The sequence below is a fragment of the Streptomyces sp. NPDC028305 genome, from assembly GCF_055569495.1.
The window spans coordinates 198,628-214,538 of the sequence record NZ_JBVHTN010000008.1; the positions used below are offsets into that span (position 1 = coordinate 198,628).

Genomic DNA, 15,911 nt, shown 5'->3' on the forward strand with positions numbered 1-15,911 from the left:
CATGACATATGACGGCGGCGAAGGCGGCGGCCGCAGGCCGCCCGTGGCGATCGTCGGGATGGCCGTACTGCTGCCCGGCGCGCCGGATCTGGAGACGTACTGGCGCAACCTCGTGACCGGCGTAAACGCGATCACCGAGGTCCCGGCGCAGCGGTGGGACGCCGAGTTCTACGCCCCCGGGAGCGGGCGCGGCCCGGCGGCTGCCGACCGGGTGTACTGCCGCCGTGGCGGGTTCGTCGACGAGCTCGCGGAGGTGGAGGTCACTCGTTTCGGGATCATGCCCGCCTCCGTTGCGGGCACTGAGCCCGATCAGCTGATCGCGCTGCATGTCGCGGCCGCGGCCGTCGCCGACGCGGGGGGCGAGGAGCGGCTGCCCGACCGGGGGCGGGTCGGGGTGGTGCTGGGCCGCGGCGGCTATTCCACGCCGGGTCTGGTCCGTCTCGATCAGCGGGTACGCACCGCCCACCAGCTGGTGCGCACGCTCGGCGAGCTGCTGCCCGGCCTCGGCGCCGACCAGTTGGAGCGAGTACGGACCGCGTTCACCGAGCGCCTGGGCCCCGACCGCCCCGAGGCCGCCATCGGCCTGGTGCCCAACCTCGCCGCCTCACGGGTCGCCAACCGGCTCGATCTGCGCGGCCCCGCCTACACCGTGGACGCCGCCTGCGCGTCCTCGCTCGTCGCCATCGACCAAGCGGTGGGTGAACTGGCCTCCGGCCGGTGCGACGCGGTGCTGGCCGGCGGGGTGCACCACTGCCACGACATCACCCTGTGGAGCGTCTTCGCGCAACTGCGCGCGCTCTCGCCGAGCGAACGCATCCGCCCCTTCCACCGCGAGGCCGACGGCATCCTGATCGGCGAGGGCACCGGCGTCGTGATGCTCAAACGGCTGGCCGACGCGCGACGGGACGGCGACCGGGTGTACGCCGTCATCAAAGGCACCGGCGTGGCCAGCGACGGCCGCGCAGCAGGCCTGGCCGCCCCGGACCCGGGCGGCCAGACACGTGCGGTACGACAGGCATGGCGGGCGGCCGGGCTCGATCCGCGCGCGCCCGGCTCGCTCGGACTGCTGGAAGCACACGGCACCGCCACGCCCGCCGGAGACACAGCCGAACTGGCCACGGTGGCAGACGTCTTCGGCCCCCCGACCGGCGACGCCACCGCCGACCGCGCCGTGATCGGGTCGGTGAAGTCGATGATCGGCCACACCATGCCGGCAGCCGGCGTGGCAGGCCTGGTCAAGGCCGCCCTGGCCATCCACCACGGACTGCTGCCACCCACCCTGCACTGCGACAACCCCCACCCAGCCCTGGCCACAACCCGCTTCCGACCCATCGCCACAGCCGAGCCATGGGAGACCAGGCGCAACACGGAGGTGCGCCGCGCGGCGGTCAACGCGTTCGGGTTCGGCGGAATCAACGCACACGTGGTGCTGGAGCAGGCCCCCTTGGGGGCCGCTCAGCCGCTTCCGGCAGGCCCACGGCCCCGGCCGCCGACCACGGCCCTGGCGGTGGCCGCCGGACCGGGTGTCGACGCGCCCGACGCCGTCGGCCCCGCCGCGCGCACGGGCGCGGCCACGTCCGGCGCCGTCGCCGGTATGCCGGACGCCACGGCCGCGCAGCCTGCGTTCACGTACTCCGCCGTACCGGGGGCGGCCACGCCCACCGGACCTCACGCGCCAAGCACCGCGGCACCCGCCGCCCCCACCGCGTCCGGGGTCCAGGTCACCGAGCCGGAGCGGGTGCTCGCGCTGGGGGCCGAGACGCCGGAGCAGCTGGCCGCGTTGCTGGCGGCGGATGACTCGGCGTTGCGGGCCACCGCGCCCGCGGCGGGCCGGGCGAGGCTCGGGATCGTCGGGCCGACCGCCAAGCGGCTGGCGCTGGCGCGACGCGTCGTGGCCAAAGGCTGTCCGTGGCGTGGCCGCGGCGACGTCTGGTTCGCCCCCGCTCCGCTGCTGGGCGAGCACGCAGTGGACGGGGCTGGCCGGATCGTCTTCGTCTTTCCGGGGCTGGAGGCCGAGTTCGCGCCACGGGTGGACGGCGTGGCCGAGTACTTCGGGCTGTCCCCCGCCGCGGTGGCCGACGGCCGGGCCCTGGTCGGTGACATCGGCCGGCACAGTGTCGGTGTCTTCGCCGTCGGCCGGCTGCTGGACCGGGCGTTGCGGCGGATGGGGGTGGTGCCGGACGCGGTGGCCGGGCACAGCGTCGGCGAGTGGACCGCGATGGTCTCGGCCGGTCTGCACTCCGGCGCCGCGGCCGACGAGTTCCTGGGCTCGTTCGACCCCGACGCGCTGCGCGTGCCCGGGCTGGCCTTCGGCGTGCTGGGCGCCTCCACCGGGCGGGTGCTGGCCGCGCTCGCGGAGGGCATGGGCGGCACGGACGGCCGGGTCGTGCTCTCGCACGACAACGCGCCGAGCCAGTCGATGGTGTGCGGGCCGCGGGCCGACGTCGAGGCGTTCGTACGGCGGTTGCGTGGCGAGGGGGTGATCGGGAACGTCCTTCCGTTCCAGTCGGGCTTCCACACCCCGATGCTGGCGCCGTACCTGGGGCCGATCAGAGCGGCCGCGGAGCGGTTCGAACTGTTCCCGCCGAGCGTGCCCATCTGGTCGGGGACGACCGCGGCACCGTATCCGCCCGACGCGGCCGGGGTGCGTGAGCTGTTCGTCCGGCATCTGCTGGAGCCGGTCCGATTCCGGCTGCTGACCAAGGCGCTCCACGAGGCGGGCTTCCGGGCTTTTGTACAGGTCGGCCCGGGGCAGCTGGCCTCGCTCATCGGCGACACGCTCCAAGGGGCGGAACACCTCGCGGTGGCGGCCGACTCGCCGCACCGCGACGGCGTCGCCCAACTGCGCCGGGTGGCCACCGCCCTGTGGGTGAACGGGGCCCAGGTGGACCCGTCCCTGCCACGCCCCGCCACCGCGCCCTGCGCCACCGCGCCCTGCGCCACCGCACCGCCCGCCACCGCGCCGAAGCCGGTACGGCTCGACCTCGGCGGGGCGCTGATCTCCCTGGACGAGCGCCACCTCGCCGAGCTGCGCCGCGAGTTGGCCTCCGACGCCGCCGGTCCGCAGCGGTCCGTCCGGGCGGACGCCGTGTCCGCGCTGGACACGGTGGCGGGGCGATTTCCGGTGGCGGCGGAGCTCGGCGCGCTGCTGCGGGAGACGGCCGGTGCCGCCACCGAGCTGATCGCCGTCGCGGGCCGCGCGGGCGGCCCGCCGACCCCGACACCACCACCGTTGCCAGCGGCGCCTCAGCCGTCGCGGTCCGCCACCCCACCCCCGCCGGAAACCTGGCGCACCGTGCTGCATGTGTCCACCGAGACCATGCCGTACCTGCGCGACCACTTCTTCTTCCGGCAACGGCCCGGTTGGCCCGACGAGTCGGACCGGTGGCCGGTCGTCCCGGCGACCACGATCGTCGGCCACCTCATGGACGCGGCGGAGCAGGCGGCCCCCGGCCGGCGGGCGGTCGCGGTGCACGGCGCCCGGTTCGGCCGGTGGGTGACCGCTGCGCCGCCCGTCGAGGTGCCCATCACCGTGACCCCGTCGCCCGACGGCCCGGACCGGCTCGCCGTGGACTTCGGCCGCAGCGCCCAGGGCACGGTGGAGCTCGCGCCCCGCCATCCCCGCCCCCGCCCCGCCTCCTGGCCCGCCGACCCGGCCGCCGAACACGCCCCCGCACACACCGCGGCCGAGCTCTACAGCGAGCGCTTGATGTTCCACGGCCCGGCGTTCCAGGGCGTCAGCGAGATCACCGCGATCGGCGCCTCGCGCGTACGCGGCACGATCACCACACCGGCCGCACCCGGCGCGCTGCTGGACAATGTGGGCCAGCTCCTCGGCTACTGGCTCACGACGACCCGCACCGAGCGGACCATGGTCTTCCCCGTCGGCATGCGGCACATCCGCCTCTTCGGACCACATCCGCGTCCCGGCACCCCGGTGGAGTGCGCGATCGAAGTCGTCTCGGTCACCGACACCATGCTCGAGGCGGATGTCCAGCTGCTCGTCGACGGACAGGTGTGGGCCCGGATCGACGGCTGGCAGGACCGCCGCTTCGACAACCATCCGAGCACCCGGCCGGTGGAGCGCTTCCCGGAACTCAACGCGCTCTCCCAGCCGCGTCCCGGCGGCTGGGTGCTGCTCCACGAGCGCTGGCCCGACCTGGCGTCCCGTGACCTGATCATGCGCAACCACCTGGGCGGCGCCGAGCGCAGGGCGTACGAGCGACAGGCCCCGCGCAGCCGCAGGCAGTGGCTGCTGGGCCGGATCGCCGCCAAGGACGCGGTGCGGCAGTGGCTCTGGGCGCGCGGAGAGGGGCCGGTCTTCCCGGCCGAGATCCAGGTGCACGAGGACGCACGCGGCCGCCCGTACGTCCTCGGGGCGCACGGCCGGACGCTGCCCGCGCTGGACGTCACGCTGGCGAGCCGGGCCGAGGCCGGGGTGGCCCTGGTCGTGCCGCGCCCGCCAGGACGCGAGGACTCCGGGCCGGGCCCCGGCATCCATATCGAGGAGATCACCGGACAGGAGATCGCCGGACAACCGACCACCGGACAACCGACCACCGGATGGGAAGCCACCACCCTCCGGGCCGTCAAGTGTGCCGTCACCAAGGCGGAGGGCGCGGAGGGCGCCGTCCGCGCGCCGGACGTCGCCGTGCTCGACGCGGCGGACCCGGAGCGGCTCCTGGTCGAGGTGGCCACGGCCGCCGGGCGGCCGCGCCGCTACCGGGTGCACAGCGCGCGTACGGCCAACCCGCCCGGGCTGCCGCCCAGGGACTACGTCGTGGCCTGGACCACCGGCCCGGCGGACGACGAGTGAGGAGATCAACCATGGCCGAGGAGACACGATGAGCACCGCCAAGCACACCACTGCGGCGGACGACGAGAAGACCGTCCTCACGGACATCTCCGGAATGCTCAAGAACATGCTTGACGAGTACGGCCTGGATGATCTCGAGATCGCCTCGGAGAGCCGGTTCATGGAGGATCTCGACCTGGAGAGCATCGACCTGGTCACCCTGGCGGGAAGTCTGCAGGACCGGTACGGACCGCAGGTCAACCTCGCCGAGTTCGTGGCCGGTCTTGAGCTCGACGAGATCATCGACCTCCGCGTGGGCCACCTGGTCGAGTACGTCGTCGGCTGCTTGAAAACCGCCGAGGGGAGCTGACCGATGGCCATGGTCCACACCGGCGGGCCGGACGGCGTCAGGCTCCATGTGCAGCGGCTCGGCCCCGGACGCGCCGGGCCCGGTGGCGGCCGCGCGGCGCCCACTGCCGTGCTGCTGCACGGCCTGCTCACCGACAGTCTGGCCTCCTACTACTTCACCGTGGGCCCCGGGCTGGCCGCGGCCGGGATCGACGTGGTCATGTACGACCAGCGGGGCCACGGCCGCAGCGAGCGCCCGGCCCGCGGCTACCGGCTGGACACCTTCGTGGGAGACCTGGAGCGGCTGCTGGACCGGCTGGGGATCCACGGCCCGGTGCACCTGGTCGGCAACTGCTTCGGCGGAACGGTCGCCTTCCAGTACGCGGTCCGCCACCCGGAACGGGTGGCCGGCCTGTCGCTGATCGAGTCCGAACCGGCCACCCCCGCGTGGGCGGCCAAACTCGACAGGATGCTCGGCGACACCGAGACCCAGCTGTCGGAGCACGAGGCCGACGCCCTGGCCTGGATCGACGCCCACCGCGGCAGGCACACCGCGTGGCTGGCGCGATCGGCGGCCCGCCTGGCGCGGACCACCACCATCGGCCGGGACATCCCGTCGAGCGCGGTGCTGGACGAGGACCGGATCCGTGCCGTGTCCGGTCCGGTGCTCGCGCTCTACGGCGCCGATTCGGATATGGCCGCCCAGGCGCCGTGGCTGGAGTCGCTGCTGCCCGGCTGCCGGACCGTCATCGTGCCCGGCCATGAGCACTCCGTCCTGGTCGAGGTGCCCGCCCTGGTGCTCGATCACGTCCTGGGCTGGATCCACGATCCCGGGAGGGCGGCCTCCGGTAGCGGCTCTCGCCGGGTGGAGGCCGCCCCATGAGCGACGGCCCCATGAGCGACAGCCCCATGATCAACGGCCCCATGAGCGACCGCTCTGCGGGCGGCGCCCGCGAATGCGACGAGCCGCGCGCCGGGCGCCGCTTCCTGTTCGTCGTACCGCCGCTCACCGGACACATCAACCCCACGCTCGGCGTCGGGGCCGAACTCACCGCCCGCGGCCACCAGGTGGCCTGGGCCGGGACGCCGGAGGCCATAGGGCGGTCGGCCGTGGACGGGGCGACGGTCTTCCGCTGCGCCGGGCCGTCACTGGGCGAAGGCGGCGCCGCACGCCCCGCGGATGTGCGGGGGCCCGGCGCGCTGAAGTTCCTGTGGGAGCGCTTTCTGGTGCCGCTCGCCGAGGCGATGGCCCCGGGGGTGCGCGCGGCGGTCGAGGAGTTCCGGCCGGATGTGGTGGTCGCCGACCAGCAGGCCGTCGCGGGTGGGCTGGTCGCCGAGCAGTTGGGCGTACGGTGGGCCACCTCCGCCACCACCTCGGCCGAGTTCGCCGGCGCGCTGGACGGCATGCCGAGGGTCGGCGCGTGGCTGGAGGGGCTGCTGGAGGAGTTGCGGGTCCGGATCGGCGACCCGGCCGGCACCGCGGATCCCCGCTTCTCGCCGCATCTCGTGCTGGCCTTCACCACCGAGGAGCTGGCGGGCCGACCCGTGAGGGCCGCGGAGCGGATCCGCTTCGTGGGCCCGTCGATCGCCGCCCGCCCAGGCGCGCCGGCGTTCCCCTGGGACTGGCTGGACCCGGCCCGCCCGGCGGTCCTGGTCACCCTGGGCACCGTCAGCGCCAACGCCGGGGCGCGCTTCCTCGCCGTCTGCCGGGAGGCCGTGCGCGCCCGCGCCGGCCGCCTCCAGACGGTGCTCGTCGACCCCGTGGGCGCGCTGGACACCGCGCCCGGCGCACCGCGGGACGACGATGTGCTGGTGGTGCGCGGGGTACCTCAGCTTCCGCTGCTGGCGCGGGTCGCCGCCGTGGTGTGCCATGCCGGGCACAACACCGTGTGCGAGGCGCTGTGGCACGGCGTACCGCTCGTGATGGCGCCCATCCGCGACGACCAGCCCGTCGTCGCCGGGCAGGTGGTGGCCGCCGGGGCGGGCGTGCGGGTGCGGTTCGGCCGGGTCACGGCCGCCGGGCTCGGCGAGGCGCTGGACACCGTCCTGTACGAACCGGGCCATCGCACGGCGGCCGAGCGTGTCAAGGCGTCCTTCCGCGCGGCCGGCGGCGCCGCGGCGGCCGCCGACCACCTCGAACAACTGGCGGCACGGGCTGCCGCCCGGCCACCTTCGCAACCCCCATAGGAGGAGAGATGAACAGCGGCGCCGAACCACCCACCGCGCCAGGCCCGGCGAGCGACGCGCCCGGCCCCGGCCGCGGGCGTCCCCAGCTACCGCTGGCAGGTACCCCCGGAGAGGCAGCCGGGGCGGAGCCGAAGGGGGGCGCCGCCGTTGACAGGGACTCAGGCGCCCCGACAGGGGATTCCCCGGCCACCGCTGGGGGGACTCCCACCATCGGTGGCCGGGGGATGACCGAGCCCCTGAAGAATGACGACCGCGCCGCGGCCGTTGCCGCGCTGCGCCCGCGCTATGCGGCGGATCTCGCGCGGGGCACCGGCCGCTTCTTCGAACCGCGCCGGGCCGACTGCCCGTGGTGCGGCTCGGCCCGGCTCGAGGAGCGGCTGCGCACCACCGACCTCATGCAGCACAAGCCGGGCGACTTCCGCCTGGACCGGTGCAGGGAGTGCGGCCATGTGTTCCAGAACCCGCGGCTGAGCGGCGAGGGCCTGGAGTTCTACTACCGGGACTTCTACGACGGCCTGGGCGAGAAGGACATGGCGGGCCTCTTCGCCGGCCGACCGAAGACGTACCTCAGGCGCGCCGAGGCGCTGCGCCCGTTCGCGAAGGCGCCAGGGAAATGGCTGGACGTCGGCACCGGCCACGGCCACTTCTGCGAGACGGCCCGCGCGGTGTTCCCCGGCACCCTCTTCGACGGGCTTGACCTGAGCGCCGGGGTGGAACTGGCCGAGCGGGCGGGCCGGGTGACGCGGGGCATCCGGGGCAGCTTCGTCGAGCAGGCGGCGGAACTGGCCGACGGCTACGACGTGGTGAGCATGTTCCACTATCTCGAGCACAGCACGGACCCCCGGGGCGAGCTGCGCGCGGCGCGGTGCGCGCTGCGCCCGGGCGGACATCTGCTGATCGACGTGCCCGACCCGGAGAGCCGCTTCTCCCGGCTGCTGGGCCGCTGGTGGCTGCCATGGCTCCAGCCACAGCACCTCCACTTCGTGCCGGTGGCCAACCTGCGCAAGGAACTGACCGGGCTCGGCTTCACCGTCGTCGCCGAGGAACACGCCCGGCCGCACGACCCGGTCGATCTCCTCGGCGCGGTATGGCTGCTGCTCAACGCCATCGCCCCACCCGAGGACCAGCCCTGGCTGGCGCGCCCACCGGGGCGGGCACGTCGGCTGCTGCGCACGGCCATCGTGCTGGCGGGCGTCCCCGCCCTGCTGGCGACCGCCGCGCTGGACCACTTCCTGATCAGGCCACTGGCCGGCCGGCGCCATCTGTCCAACGCCTACCGAGTGGTCGCCCGGCGCGACTGACAAGGGCCGGAAGGCCCCGCCGGGCCGTCGAGAACGACGGCGCGGCGGGGGCGGCGTCAGGTTGCGGAGGTTGGCGGATACGAATAGGGATAATCCCAACCGTCAGGTTCGCTTGTCGTTTCTCGGATAGCCCTGATGCGGCCACGACTGTACGGCCGACTCCTGGTACGCGGCGTACCAGGCGAGGGCCAACGCCAGCTTTCGTACAGGCCGCCGCGCCATGAGCCCGCGTGGGTGAGCCGGGCGATCAGTTTCCGGTCGGCGCGGAGGCCGCTGGACAGCATGCCGTCGATTCCCCGACGGCTTTGTATGAGACGGTCGATGGCACTCGGGAAGTGCGGGCGTGGAGACGACTTCGGGCAGGAAGGTGCCGTGTGCCGCCTCTTCGGCGGCCGCCAACTGTGCAGCAGCCGAGGCGATCTCGGCGACAGTCGTCCGGACCAGCGGCAGCACGCGCGGGTCCTGCCAGGCTTCGAGAGCCCGGTAGGACGCGGAGGCCGACTCGATGAGCGTGGCCACGTCCTCCGCGGCCGTCGACTTGGGGGAGCCGCAGCCTGGCCGTGCGGCCGCGGAGTCGGCGTGCCGGCCGGCTGCCTCACAAGACGCTGCAACGCGTCCACGCCGTGCGCACACGGATCCTGCATGGCATGGTCAACGAGTCCCTGTGCGCCGCATGAGTTTCAGCGATGAACACTCGATCCCAAACACCGGAAACAGACTGGCTGGACAGCGGCCTCGTCTTCACCGCCCCGAGCGGTTGAGCGCGCTACTTGGCTGAACTGAGCGCTGTGGGGCTGTCCTCGGTGGGTGTGCCGGGTTGGGTCGGACCGCCGAGTCCTGGCTGCCTGCTGCGACGGAAAGGCCGTCTCGCCTGCCCTGTCGAACACGAAAATCGAGGGTCCGTGTGCGGCGCACCCAAAAGCCTCTTGTGCGTGACGGCGGTTCGACTTAGCGTGACGGGTCTGCAGCGGCGTTGGAGGGGGTTGCGGGGCGTGGCGTTCTGGATGGCTGCTGCGTCGGTATGGGCTGTGTTGCAGCTGTTGTTGCTGTCCTGGCCGGTGCGGACGGTGCGGTGGCCGACGGTGCTGCTCGTCTTCGGGGTGGGTGTGTATGGCTGCGGTGTGCTCTCGATGCTGCTGGAACTCGTGGTGGCACGTCAGTTGGCGACCGCGAGGGAGAGTTCGCTGGCGGGCGTCATGGATGTGGTGTCATGGACGACGGCTCCGGTGGTGGAGGAGCTGATCAAGGTCGCACCGCTGGTGGTCGCGGGGTGGGCGCTGCGCGGGCGGATGCAGTGGGGGCTGGCGGACTTCGTGGTGCTGGGCGGCGCTGCCGGAGCGGGGTTCGGTCTGCTGGAACAGCTTCTGATGTATGCCGAGGCCGGGGGTAAGGCCCTTCCCTTGGACGAGGGGGGCTGGCTGATCGCGAAGGGCTTGACCGACCACCCGTACGTTCCCGGTCCCGGACAGATCGTCGGCAGCTGGTTTCCCTCACCGACCGGCACCACCGGCGTCGGTGGGCCGGTACTCCCCTACGAGGTACACATCTTCACCAGCGTGCTCGGCGGGCTGGCGGTGGGCTTGTTGTGGTGTGGTGCCCGCGCACTGACCCGGGCCGCGGCGCTGGTGCCGATGGCCGGGGCGGTGGCGATCCACTGGGTGAACAATTACGCCGCGGCTTTCCCGCGCAACCACACCGCGATGGAGTGGCGCGAGAGGCTGGCCGCGGACTGGGGCCTGTGGATCATCCTGGGTTGCCTTGCCCTCGCGTGGATTTGGGATCTGCACCGGTCCCGCCTGGGCCGGCGGCGCGAGCCCGATGTCGCCCTGGCCACCGAATGCCAGGGCCGGACCGCCCCCGAAGCTCTCTTCGGGTACGCCCTGCTGCACCTCCCGGCTACGTGGATCATCGCCCTGGGCTACGCCCGACAGCGCAGAGCGCTGCTGTACGCCACGGCCCACCCCCGTACCCGCGCGGAGAAGCTGGACCCGCTGCGCGAGTCGGTCGCCCGGCAGACCCGACGTATGGACGCGACAAACAGCCCGGAGGCATGGCGTGGTGTGACCTTATGGCAGCTGTGGCGCCGGGCCCGGGCGCAGCGCCCCCGCTGGCCGCGGCGCGAGAAGGCACTTCTGGTGCTCAGCCTGCTGCTGGCCGTCCCCTCCCTGATGTATCTGGCGGTGGGCTCCTTCCCGTCCGCCAAGGGTCTGCAGGAGTACTTCACCAAAGGCGCCGGGCTGCACATCCTGATCGGTGTTGGCCTGGCCGGGCTGGCCCTGGCCCTGTGGCGCCTGATCTCGGCCGTAGGCGGCTACCGGACTGCGGGCGCCTCGCCCCTGGGCGAGGCCCTCGCCCAGGTCCAGTTCCGCATCGCCTTGTGCGCGGGCTCCCTCGTCGTCGGCATCCTGCTGCTGTCCCGCTGGTCGGCGATCGCCGACGGCGAGGCCCCCCTGACGCGCTACCGCATCCTCGGCACCGACGACTTCCTCCTGGAAAAGCTCCTTGAGGTCGGCCTTCCCCTCCTCCTCACCATCGCGCTGTTCGCCCTGCCGTACGCGCTGCCGCTGGAACTCGCCATGGGCGGGGGGCTGGCAGAGACCCTGCTGATGAGCCTCGCCCCGCGCGCCGTGGCCCCGATCGCCTCACGTATCGGCGCCAGGCTGGCGGCGCGTGAGGCGATGCAGTGGGCGCGCGGCGCCCTCCGGGGCCGTGGCCGGGGTCTGTTCTCGCGTACGTGGGACCGGGTGCGGCATGGCCGTACGGATCCGGTGGATCTGGCGACTGGGCGAATGTTCCTGCCGCAGACGGATGTGGCGCTGCCGGGTGTGCTGCCGCTGGTGTTCTCCCGCCGGGTCGACTCCGGATACCGCGCCGGGCGGTGGTTCGGCCCGACCTGGGCCTCAACGGCCGACCAGCGACTGGAGTTCGACGAGCAGGGCGTGGTGTTCTTCACCGAGGACGGTCTGCTGCTGGCCTATCCGCATCCGGTGCCGGGCGGCACCGAGGTCATGCCCGCGGAGGGGCCGCGGTGGCCGCTGGCACGGACGGCGGACGGCGGTACGTACACCGTCAGCGACCCAGAGGCCGGGCTCGTCCGCACCTTCACCCCGTACCGCAATGAGGCACTGGCGCTTCTGCGGGAGATCGCCGACCGCAACGGCAACCGCATCACCTTCACCTACGACGCTTCCGGCACACCCGCCGAGATCCGCCACAGCGGTGGTTATCGGGTGCGGCTGACGTCGGACGGCGAGCGGATCACCGGCCTGCACGCCGGTGAGGTCCGGGTGATGGACTACGGCTACACCGACGGCCATCTCACCGAAACCACGGGCCCCTCGGGCTTACCGTTGCGTTTCACCTACGACCAGGCCGGACGGGTCACGTCCTGGACCGACACCAACAACTGCTGGTATTCCTACACCTACGACCAGCAGGACCGGGTCATCGCCGAGGGCGGCGAGGGCGGCCACTTCACCTTCCGCATCGGCTACGACGGAGTGGACCCGGACTTCCCCGGCCTGAAGGTCACCACCCTGACCTCGCCGGACGGTGCGGTCACCCGCTATCTGATCGACCAGGCGCACCAGGTCGTCGGGGAGATCGACGCAGTCGGCGCGGTCAGCCGCACCGTGTACGACCAGGACGGCCGTACGGTCGCCGAGACCGATCCGCTGGGCCGCACCACCGGCTGGCGCTACGACGAGCGCGGGCATCTGACGGCCGTGCTCCGCCCGGACGGCAGCGAGATCAGCGCGGTGCTCGACGCACAGGGCAACCCGGTACAGATCACCGATCCGGGCGGCGCGGTGTGGCGGCAGACCTTCGACGCGGCGGGCAACCGAACCACGCTCACCGACCCGCTCACCGCCACCACCCGCTACCTCTACGACGCGCGCGGGGGCCTGCTCGCCGTCACCGACCCGCTGGACGCGACGACCCGGGTGCGCTGCGACGGGGCCGGGCTCCCCATCGAAATCACCGACCCGCTGGGAGCCACCACCTTCTACCAGCGGGACGCGTTCGGCCGCATCGTGGCCGAGACCGACCCACTGGGCGCGGTGACCCACTACATATGGAGTCCGGAAGGCAAACTCCTGCGCCGCACCGGCCCGGACGGGGCTGCGGAGTCCTGGACATATGACGGCGAGGGCAACTGCCTGTCCCATACGGACCCGATCGGTGGGGTGACGCGCTGTGAGTACACCCATCTCGACCTGCTCACCGCTCGCACCGACCCGGACGGGGCCCGCTATACCTTCACCTACGACGCCGAGGCCCGACTGACCCAGGTCACCAACCCCCAGGGCCTGACGTGGGATTACGCCTACGACCCGGCCGGACGGCTGCTATCGGAGACAGATTTCGACGGCCGTACGGTGGCCTACCAGCACGACACGGCGGGCCAACTCATCTCGCGTACCGACCCGCTGGGCCACGCCACCGGCTACACCTACGACGCGCTGGGCCGCATGGTGGCCCAGGACGTGGCTGGGAGGGTCTCGAACTTTCGCTGGGGCCCGGCCGGGGAACTTCTCCGAGCCACCGGCCCCGGCACGAGTCTCTCCCGCACCTACGATCCTGCGGGCCGCATGCTGTCCGAAACCGTGGACGGCCACACCTTGCATCTGACCTACGACGCAGCGGGGCAGCCGGCCTCCCGCCGCTCACCGGCAGGCGCCCGAACCACGTACACCTACGACGGGGCAGGCAACCGCACCACCTTGACCACCGCGGGCAGGGGACTGACCGCCACCCACGACGGATCAGGACGCGTCACCCAACGGAGGTGGACCGGGGGGCTGTCCCTGACCCAGGCATGGGACCCGGCCAACCGCCTCATCGGCCAGTCCTGCACCGCAGGCCCGCATGAGGCGCCCCTGTTGCGGCGCACCTACACCTGGCGCCAAGACGGCTACCTCACCGCCTGCGAGGACACCACCACCGGCCCCAGCCGCTACACCCTGGACCCGGCCGGCCGCGTCACGCATGTACAAGCCGCCACCTGGCAGGAGTTCTACTCCTACGACCCCGCGGGCAACCAGACCCACGCCACCTGGCCCGAAACCCACCCCGGCGCGGCCTCGACCGGCGCTCGCACCTACACCGGTACCCGCATCCGGACCGCGGGCACCACCCGCTACGAACACGACGCCGCCGGGCGCATCACGCTGCGCCAGAAGCCCCGCCTGTCGAGGAAGCCCGACACCTGGCGCTACATCTGGGACTCCCAAGACCACCTCACCCACGTGGTCACACCCGACGGCACCACCTGGTGCTACCACTACGACCCCCTCGGCCGCCGCACAGCGAAACAACGTTTCGCCCCAGACGGCTCGGTGGCTGAGGAAGTCAGATTCGCCTGGCACGAAACCACCCTCATCGAGCAGACCACCACCTCAACAAACTGGCCCGGCACCCAGACGCTCACCTGGGACCACGACGAAAGCGGGCTGACCCCTCTCACGCAGACCACCCAGTACGCCCCCGGCGCCGAGACTCCACAGGAAGAGATCGACACCCGCTTCTACGCGATCATCACCGACCTGATCGGCGCCCCCACCCACCTCCTCGACGACACCGGCCACATCGCCTGGCAGTCCCGCACCACGCTCTGGGGCACCACCACCTGGAACCCCGACGCCACCGCCTACACCCCCCTCCGCTTTCCCGGCCAGTACCACGACCTGGAAACCGGCCACCACTACAACCTCCACCGCCACTACGACCCCGAAACCGCCCGCTACCTCACCCCCGACCCCCTCGGTCTGGCACCCGCGCCCAACCCCACCACCTACGTCCACAACCCCCACAACTGGGTAGATCCAGACGGCCTCGCACCCAAGAAGCCTCCATACATGGTTCCGGAGCCCTCGCCTTCGGCGCCTCGGGGGGAGTTGGTTCCCTATGACCGCGTCTTCTCCCACCGGCAGGAAATCGGCCTCCACGTCCCAAGACTGACCACTCCGGGTGGCCGAACGCTCTCAGCACATGCTTCCGAACGTGTCGCCGGAAGTGGGCCTGGCCGTCCACCGACGACGTTGGATGTGGTGGACCACATTCTGAACAAGGGGACAAAGATCAAGTTCGATCCGATAAGGGGTACCATTCAGGTGAGAGCCCCCTCACTTCCAGGAAAACCATTCGTCGTCGTCAGCGCGAACAACCCCCATCATGTCGTCACAGTGATGATCCCGAAGCAGGTAACTTTGCCGTGAATCCACGGGAATCTCTCCTAGAGCTGATCAATGTATTTCTGTCCGGCCAGGACAGGTCGATGCAGGTCGTGAGTCGGATCGAAGCGGTCGCAATCGACTACTTCCTGGACTCAGACGTCTACGAGATCTTGAGTGAACCCCTGGCCCTGTACCGTCCAGGGGAGGGGCTCCCGTATGTGGACGAAGAAGAGATGGCGGAGTCTCTAGAGGAAGCACGGAGAGCTTTGTTGGATAACACTGACGGAAACGAATGAGTCGTGCACCAGCACTTCATGCATCCTGTATAGGTCGCGCTCGGGCTGGTCGAGACAGCCAGCCCCCGAACTCCATTGTGGGCCTTCTCGATGTCTTCGACGCCTGTCCGCTCCCGCAGAGCGGAATGAGCTGACCCCGGTTGCGTGTACGGAGAACCACGAGCTGTGCCAGCACCACGTAAATATCCGGACGAGCTGCGCGAGCGGCCCGTCCGCGAGGTCCGCGCCACCGGCCGCCCCATCGCGCATGTCGCGAAGGACCTCGGCATCCACAAGGAAGCCCTGCGTGGCTGGAGGACCAGGCCGAGGCCGACGCCGGGGAACGTGATGACCGGCTGACCACCGCCGAGCTGGAGGAACTGAAACAACTCCGCAAGACCGTCCCCGGACGAGGCCGACCAGGTGATCGAACACCTTCGGGACAAGGGCCTCGGGTCGGGTTCACCTGCCGGATGCTGGAACTGTCCGAGTCTGCTCACTACGCCCGCAAGAAGCGGCCGAAGCCGGCCCGCCGGCTGCGCGACGAGCAGCTCATGCCGCTGATCGAGGAGATCCACACCGAATCGGGCGGCACCTACGAGGTCCGGCGGGATCTCCCGGGCCCTGCGGTGCAAGGGTGTGGTGGTGGCCCGCGGCACGGTGGAGCGGCTGATGCGCGAGCTGGGCCTGGAAGGCGTCATCCGGGGCCAGCGGCGCCGTACCACGGTGCCCAATCCGTCGGCGCCCCGCCCGCCGGACCTGGTCGACCGGGACTTTGGGCCGAGACGCCAGTCGGAACGGTGCTCGCGGGGACGACGATTGTGGTAAC

The 15,911-nt window shown here is 71.9% G+C and carries 9 protein-coding genes; all 9 read left to right on the forward strand.

The window, feature by feature from the left end:
• The first annotated feature begins 1 nt into the window (after nucleotide 1).
• Nucleotides 2-4,816: a beta-ketoacyl synthase N-terminal-like domain-containing protein gene (locus ACZ4WQ_RS34275; protein ID WP_398375559.1), complete on the forward strand. Its 4,815-nt coding sequence runs from the start codon at nucleotides 2-4 to the stop codon at nucleotides 4,814-4,816.
• A gap of 28 nt (nucleotides 4,817-4,844) precedes the next feature.
• Nucleotides 4,845-5,165: an acyl carrier protein gene (locus ACZ4WQ_RS34280; protein ID WP_398375561.1), complete on the forward strand. Its 321-nt coding sequence runs from the start codon at nucleotides 4,845-4,847 to the stop codon at nucleotides 5,163-5,165.
• A gap of 3 nt (nucleotides 5,166-5,168) precedes the next feature.
• Nucleotides 5,169-6,026 carry an alpha/beta fold hydrolase gene (locus tag ACZ4WQ_RS34285; protein WP_398375562.1) on the forward strand — a complete coding sequence of 286 codons (858 nt, stop codon included), beginning with the start codon at nucleotides 5,169-5,171 and terminating at the stop codon, nucleotides 6,024-6,026.
• Between the two features lie 41 nt (nucleotides 6,027-6,067).
• Nucleotides 6,068-7,330, forward strand: a complete 1,263-nt coding sequence (locus tag ACZ4WQ_RS34290; RefSeq protein WP_398375633.1) for a glycosyltransferase — start codon at nucleotides 6,068-6,070, stop codon at nucleotides 7,328-7,330.
• A 224-nt stretch (nucleotides 7,331-7,554) separates the two neighbouring features.
• Nucleotides 7,555-8,631: a class I SAM-dependent methyltransferase gene (locus tag ACZ4WQ_RS34295; protein ID WP_398375564.1), complete on the forward strand. Its 1,077-nt coding sequence runs from the start codon at nucleotides 7,555-7,557 to the stop codon at nucleotides 8,629-8,631.
• Between the two features lie 1,004 nt (nucleotides 8,632-9,635).
• Entirely contained in the window at nucleotides 9,636-14,849 is a 5,214-nt protein-coding gene (locus ACZ4WQ_RS34300; RefSeq protein WP_398375566.1) for a DUF6531 domain-containing protein, read from the forward strand.
• Complete coding sequence (locus tag ACZ4WQ_RS34305) at nucleotides 14,846-15,103, forward strand: hypothetical protein (protein ID WP_385345928.1); 258 nt, start codon at nucleotides 14,846-14,848, stop codon at nucleotides 15,101-15,103. Before ACZ4WQ_RS34300 ends, ACZ4WQ_RS34305 begins: the two co-directional genes overlap by 4 nt.
• A gap of 165 nt (nucleotides 15,104-15,268) precedes the next feature.
• Nucleotides 15,269-15,442 carry a transposase gene (locus ACZ4WQ_RS34310; protein WP_385345927.1) on the forward strand — a complete coding sequence of 58 codons (174 nt, stop codon included), beginning with the start codon at nucleotides 15,269-15,271 and terminating at the stop codon, nucleotides 15,440-15,442.
• Between the two features lie 264 nt (nucleotides 15,443-15,706).
• Nucleotides 15,707-15,910, forward strand: a complete 204-nt coding sequence (locus ACZ4WQ_RS34315) for a hypothetical protein (protein WP_398375634.1) — start codon at nucleotides 15,707-15,709, stop codon at nucleotides 15,908-15,910.
• The last annotated feature ends 1 nt before the right edge of the window (nucleotide 15,911 follow it).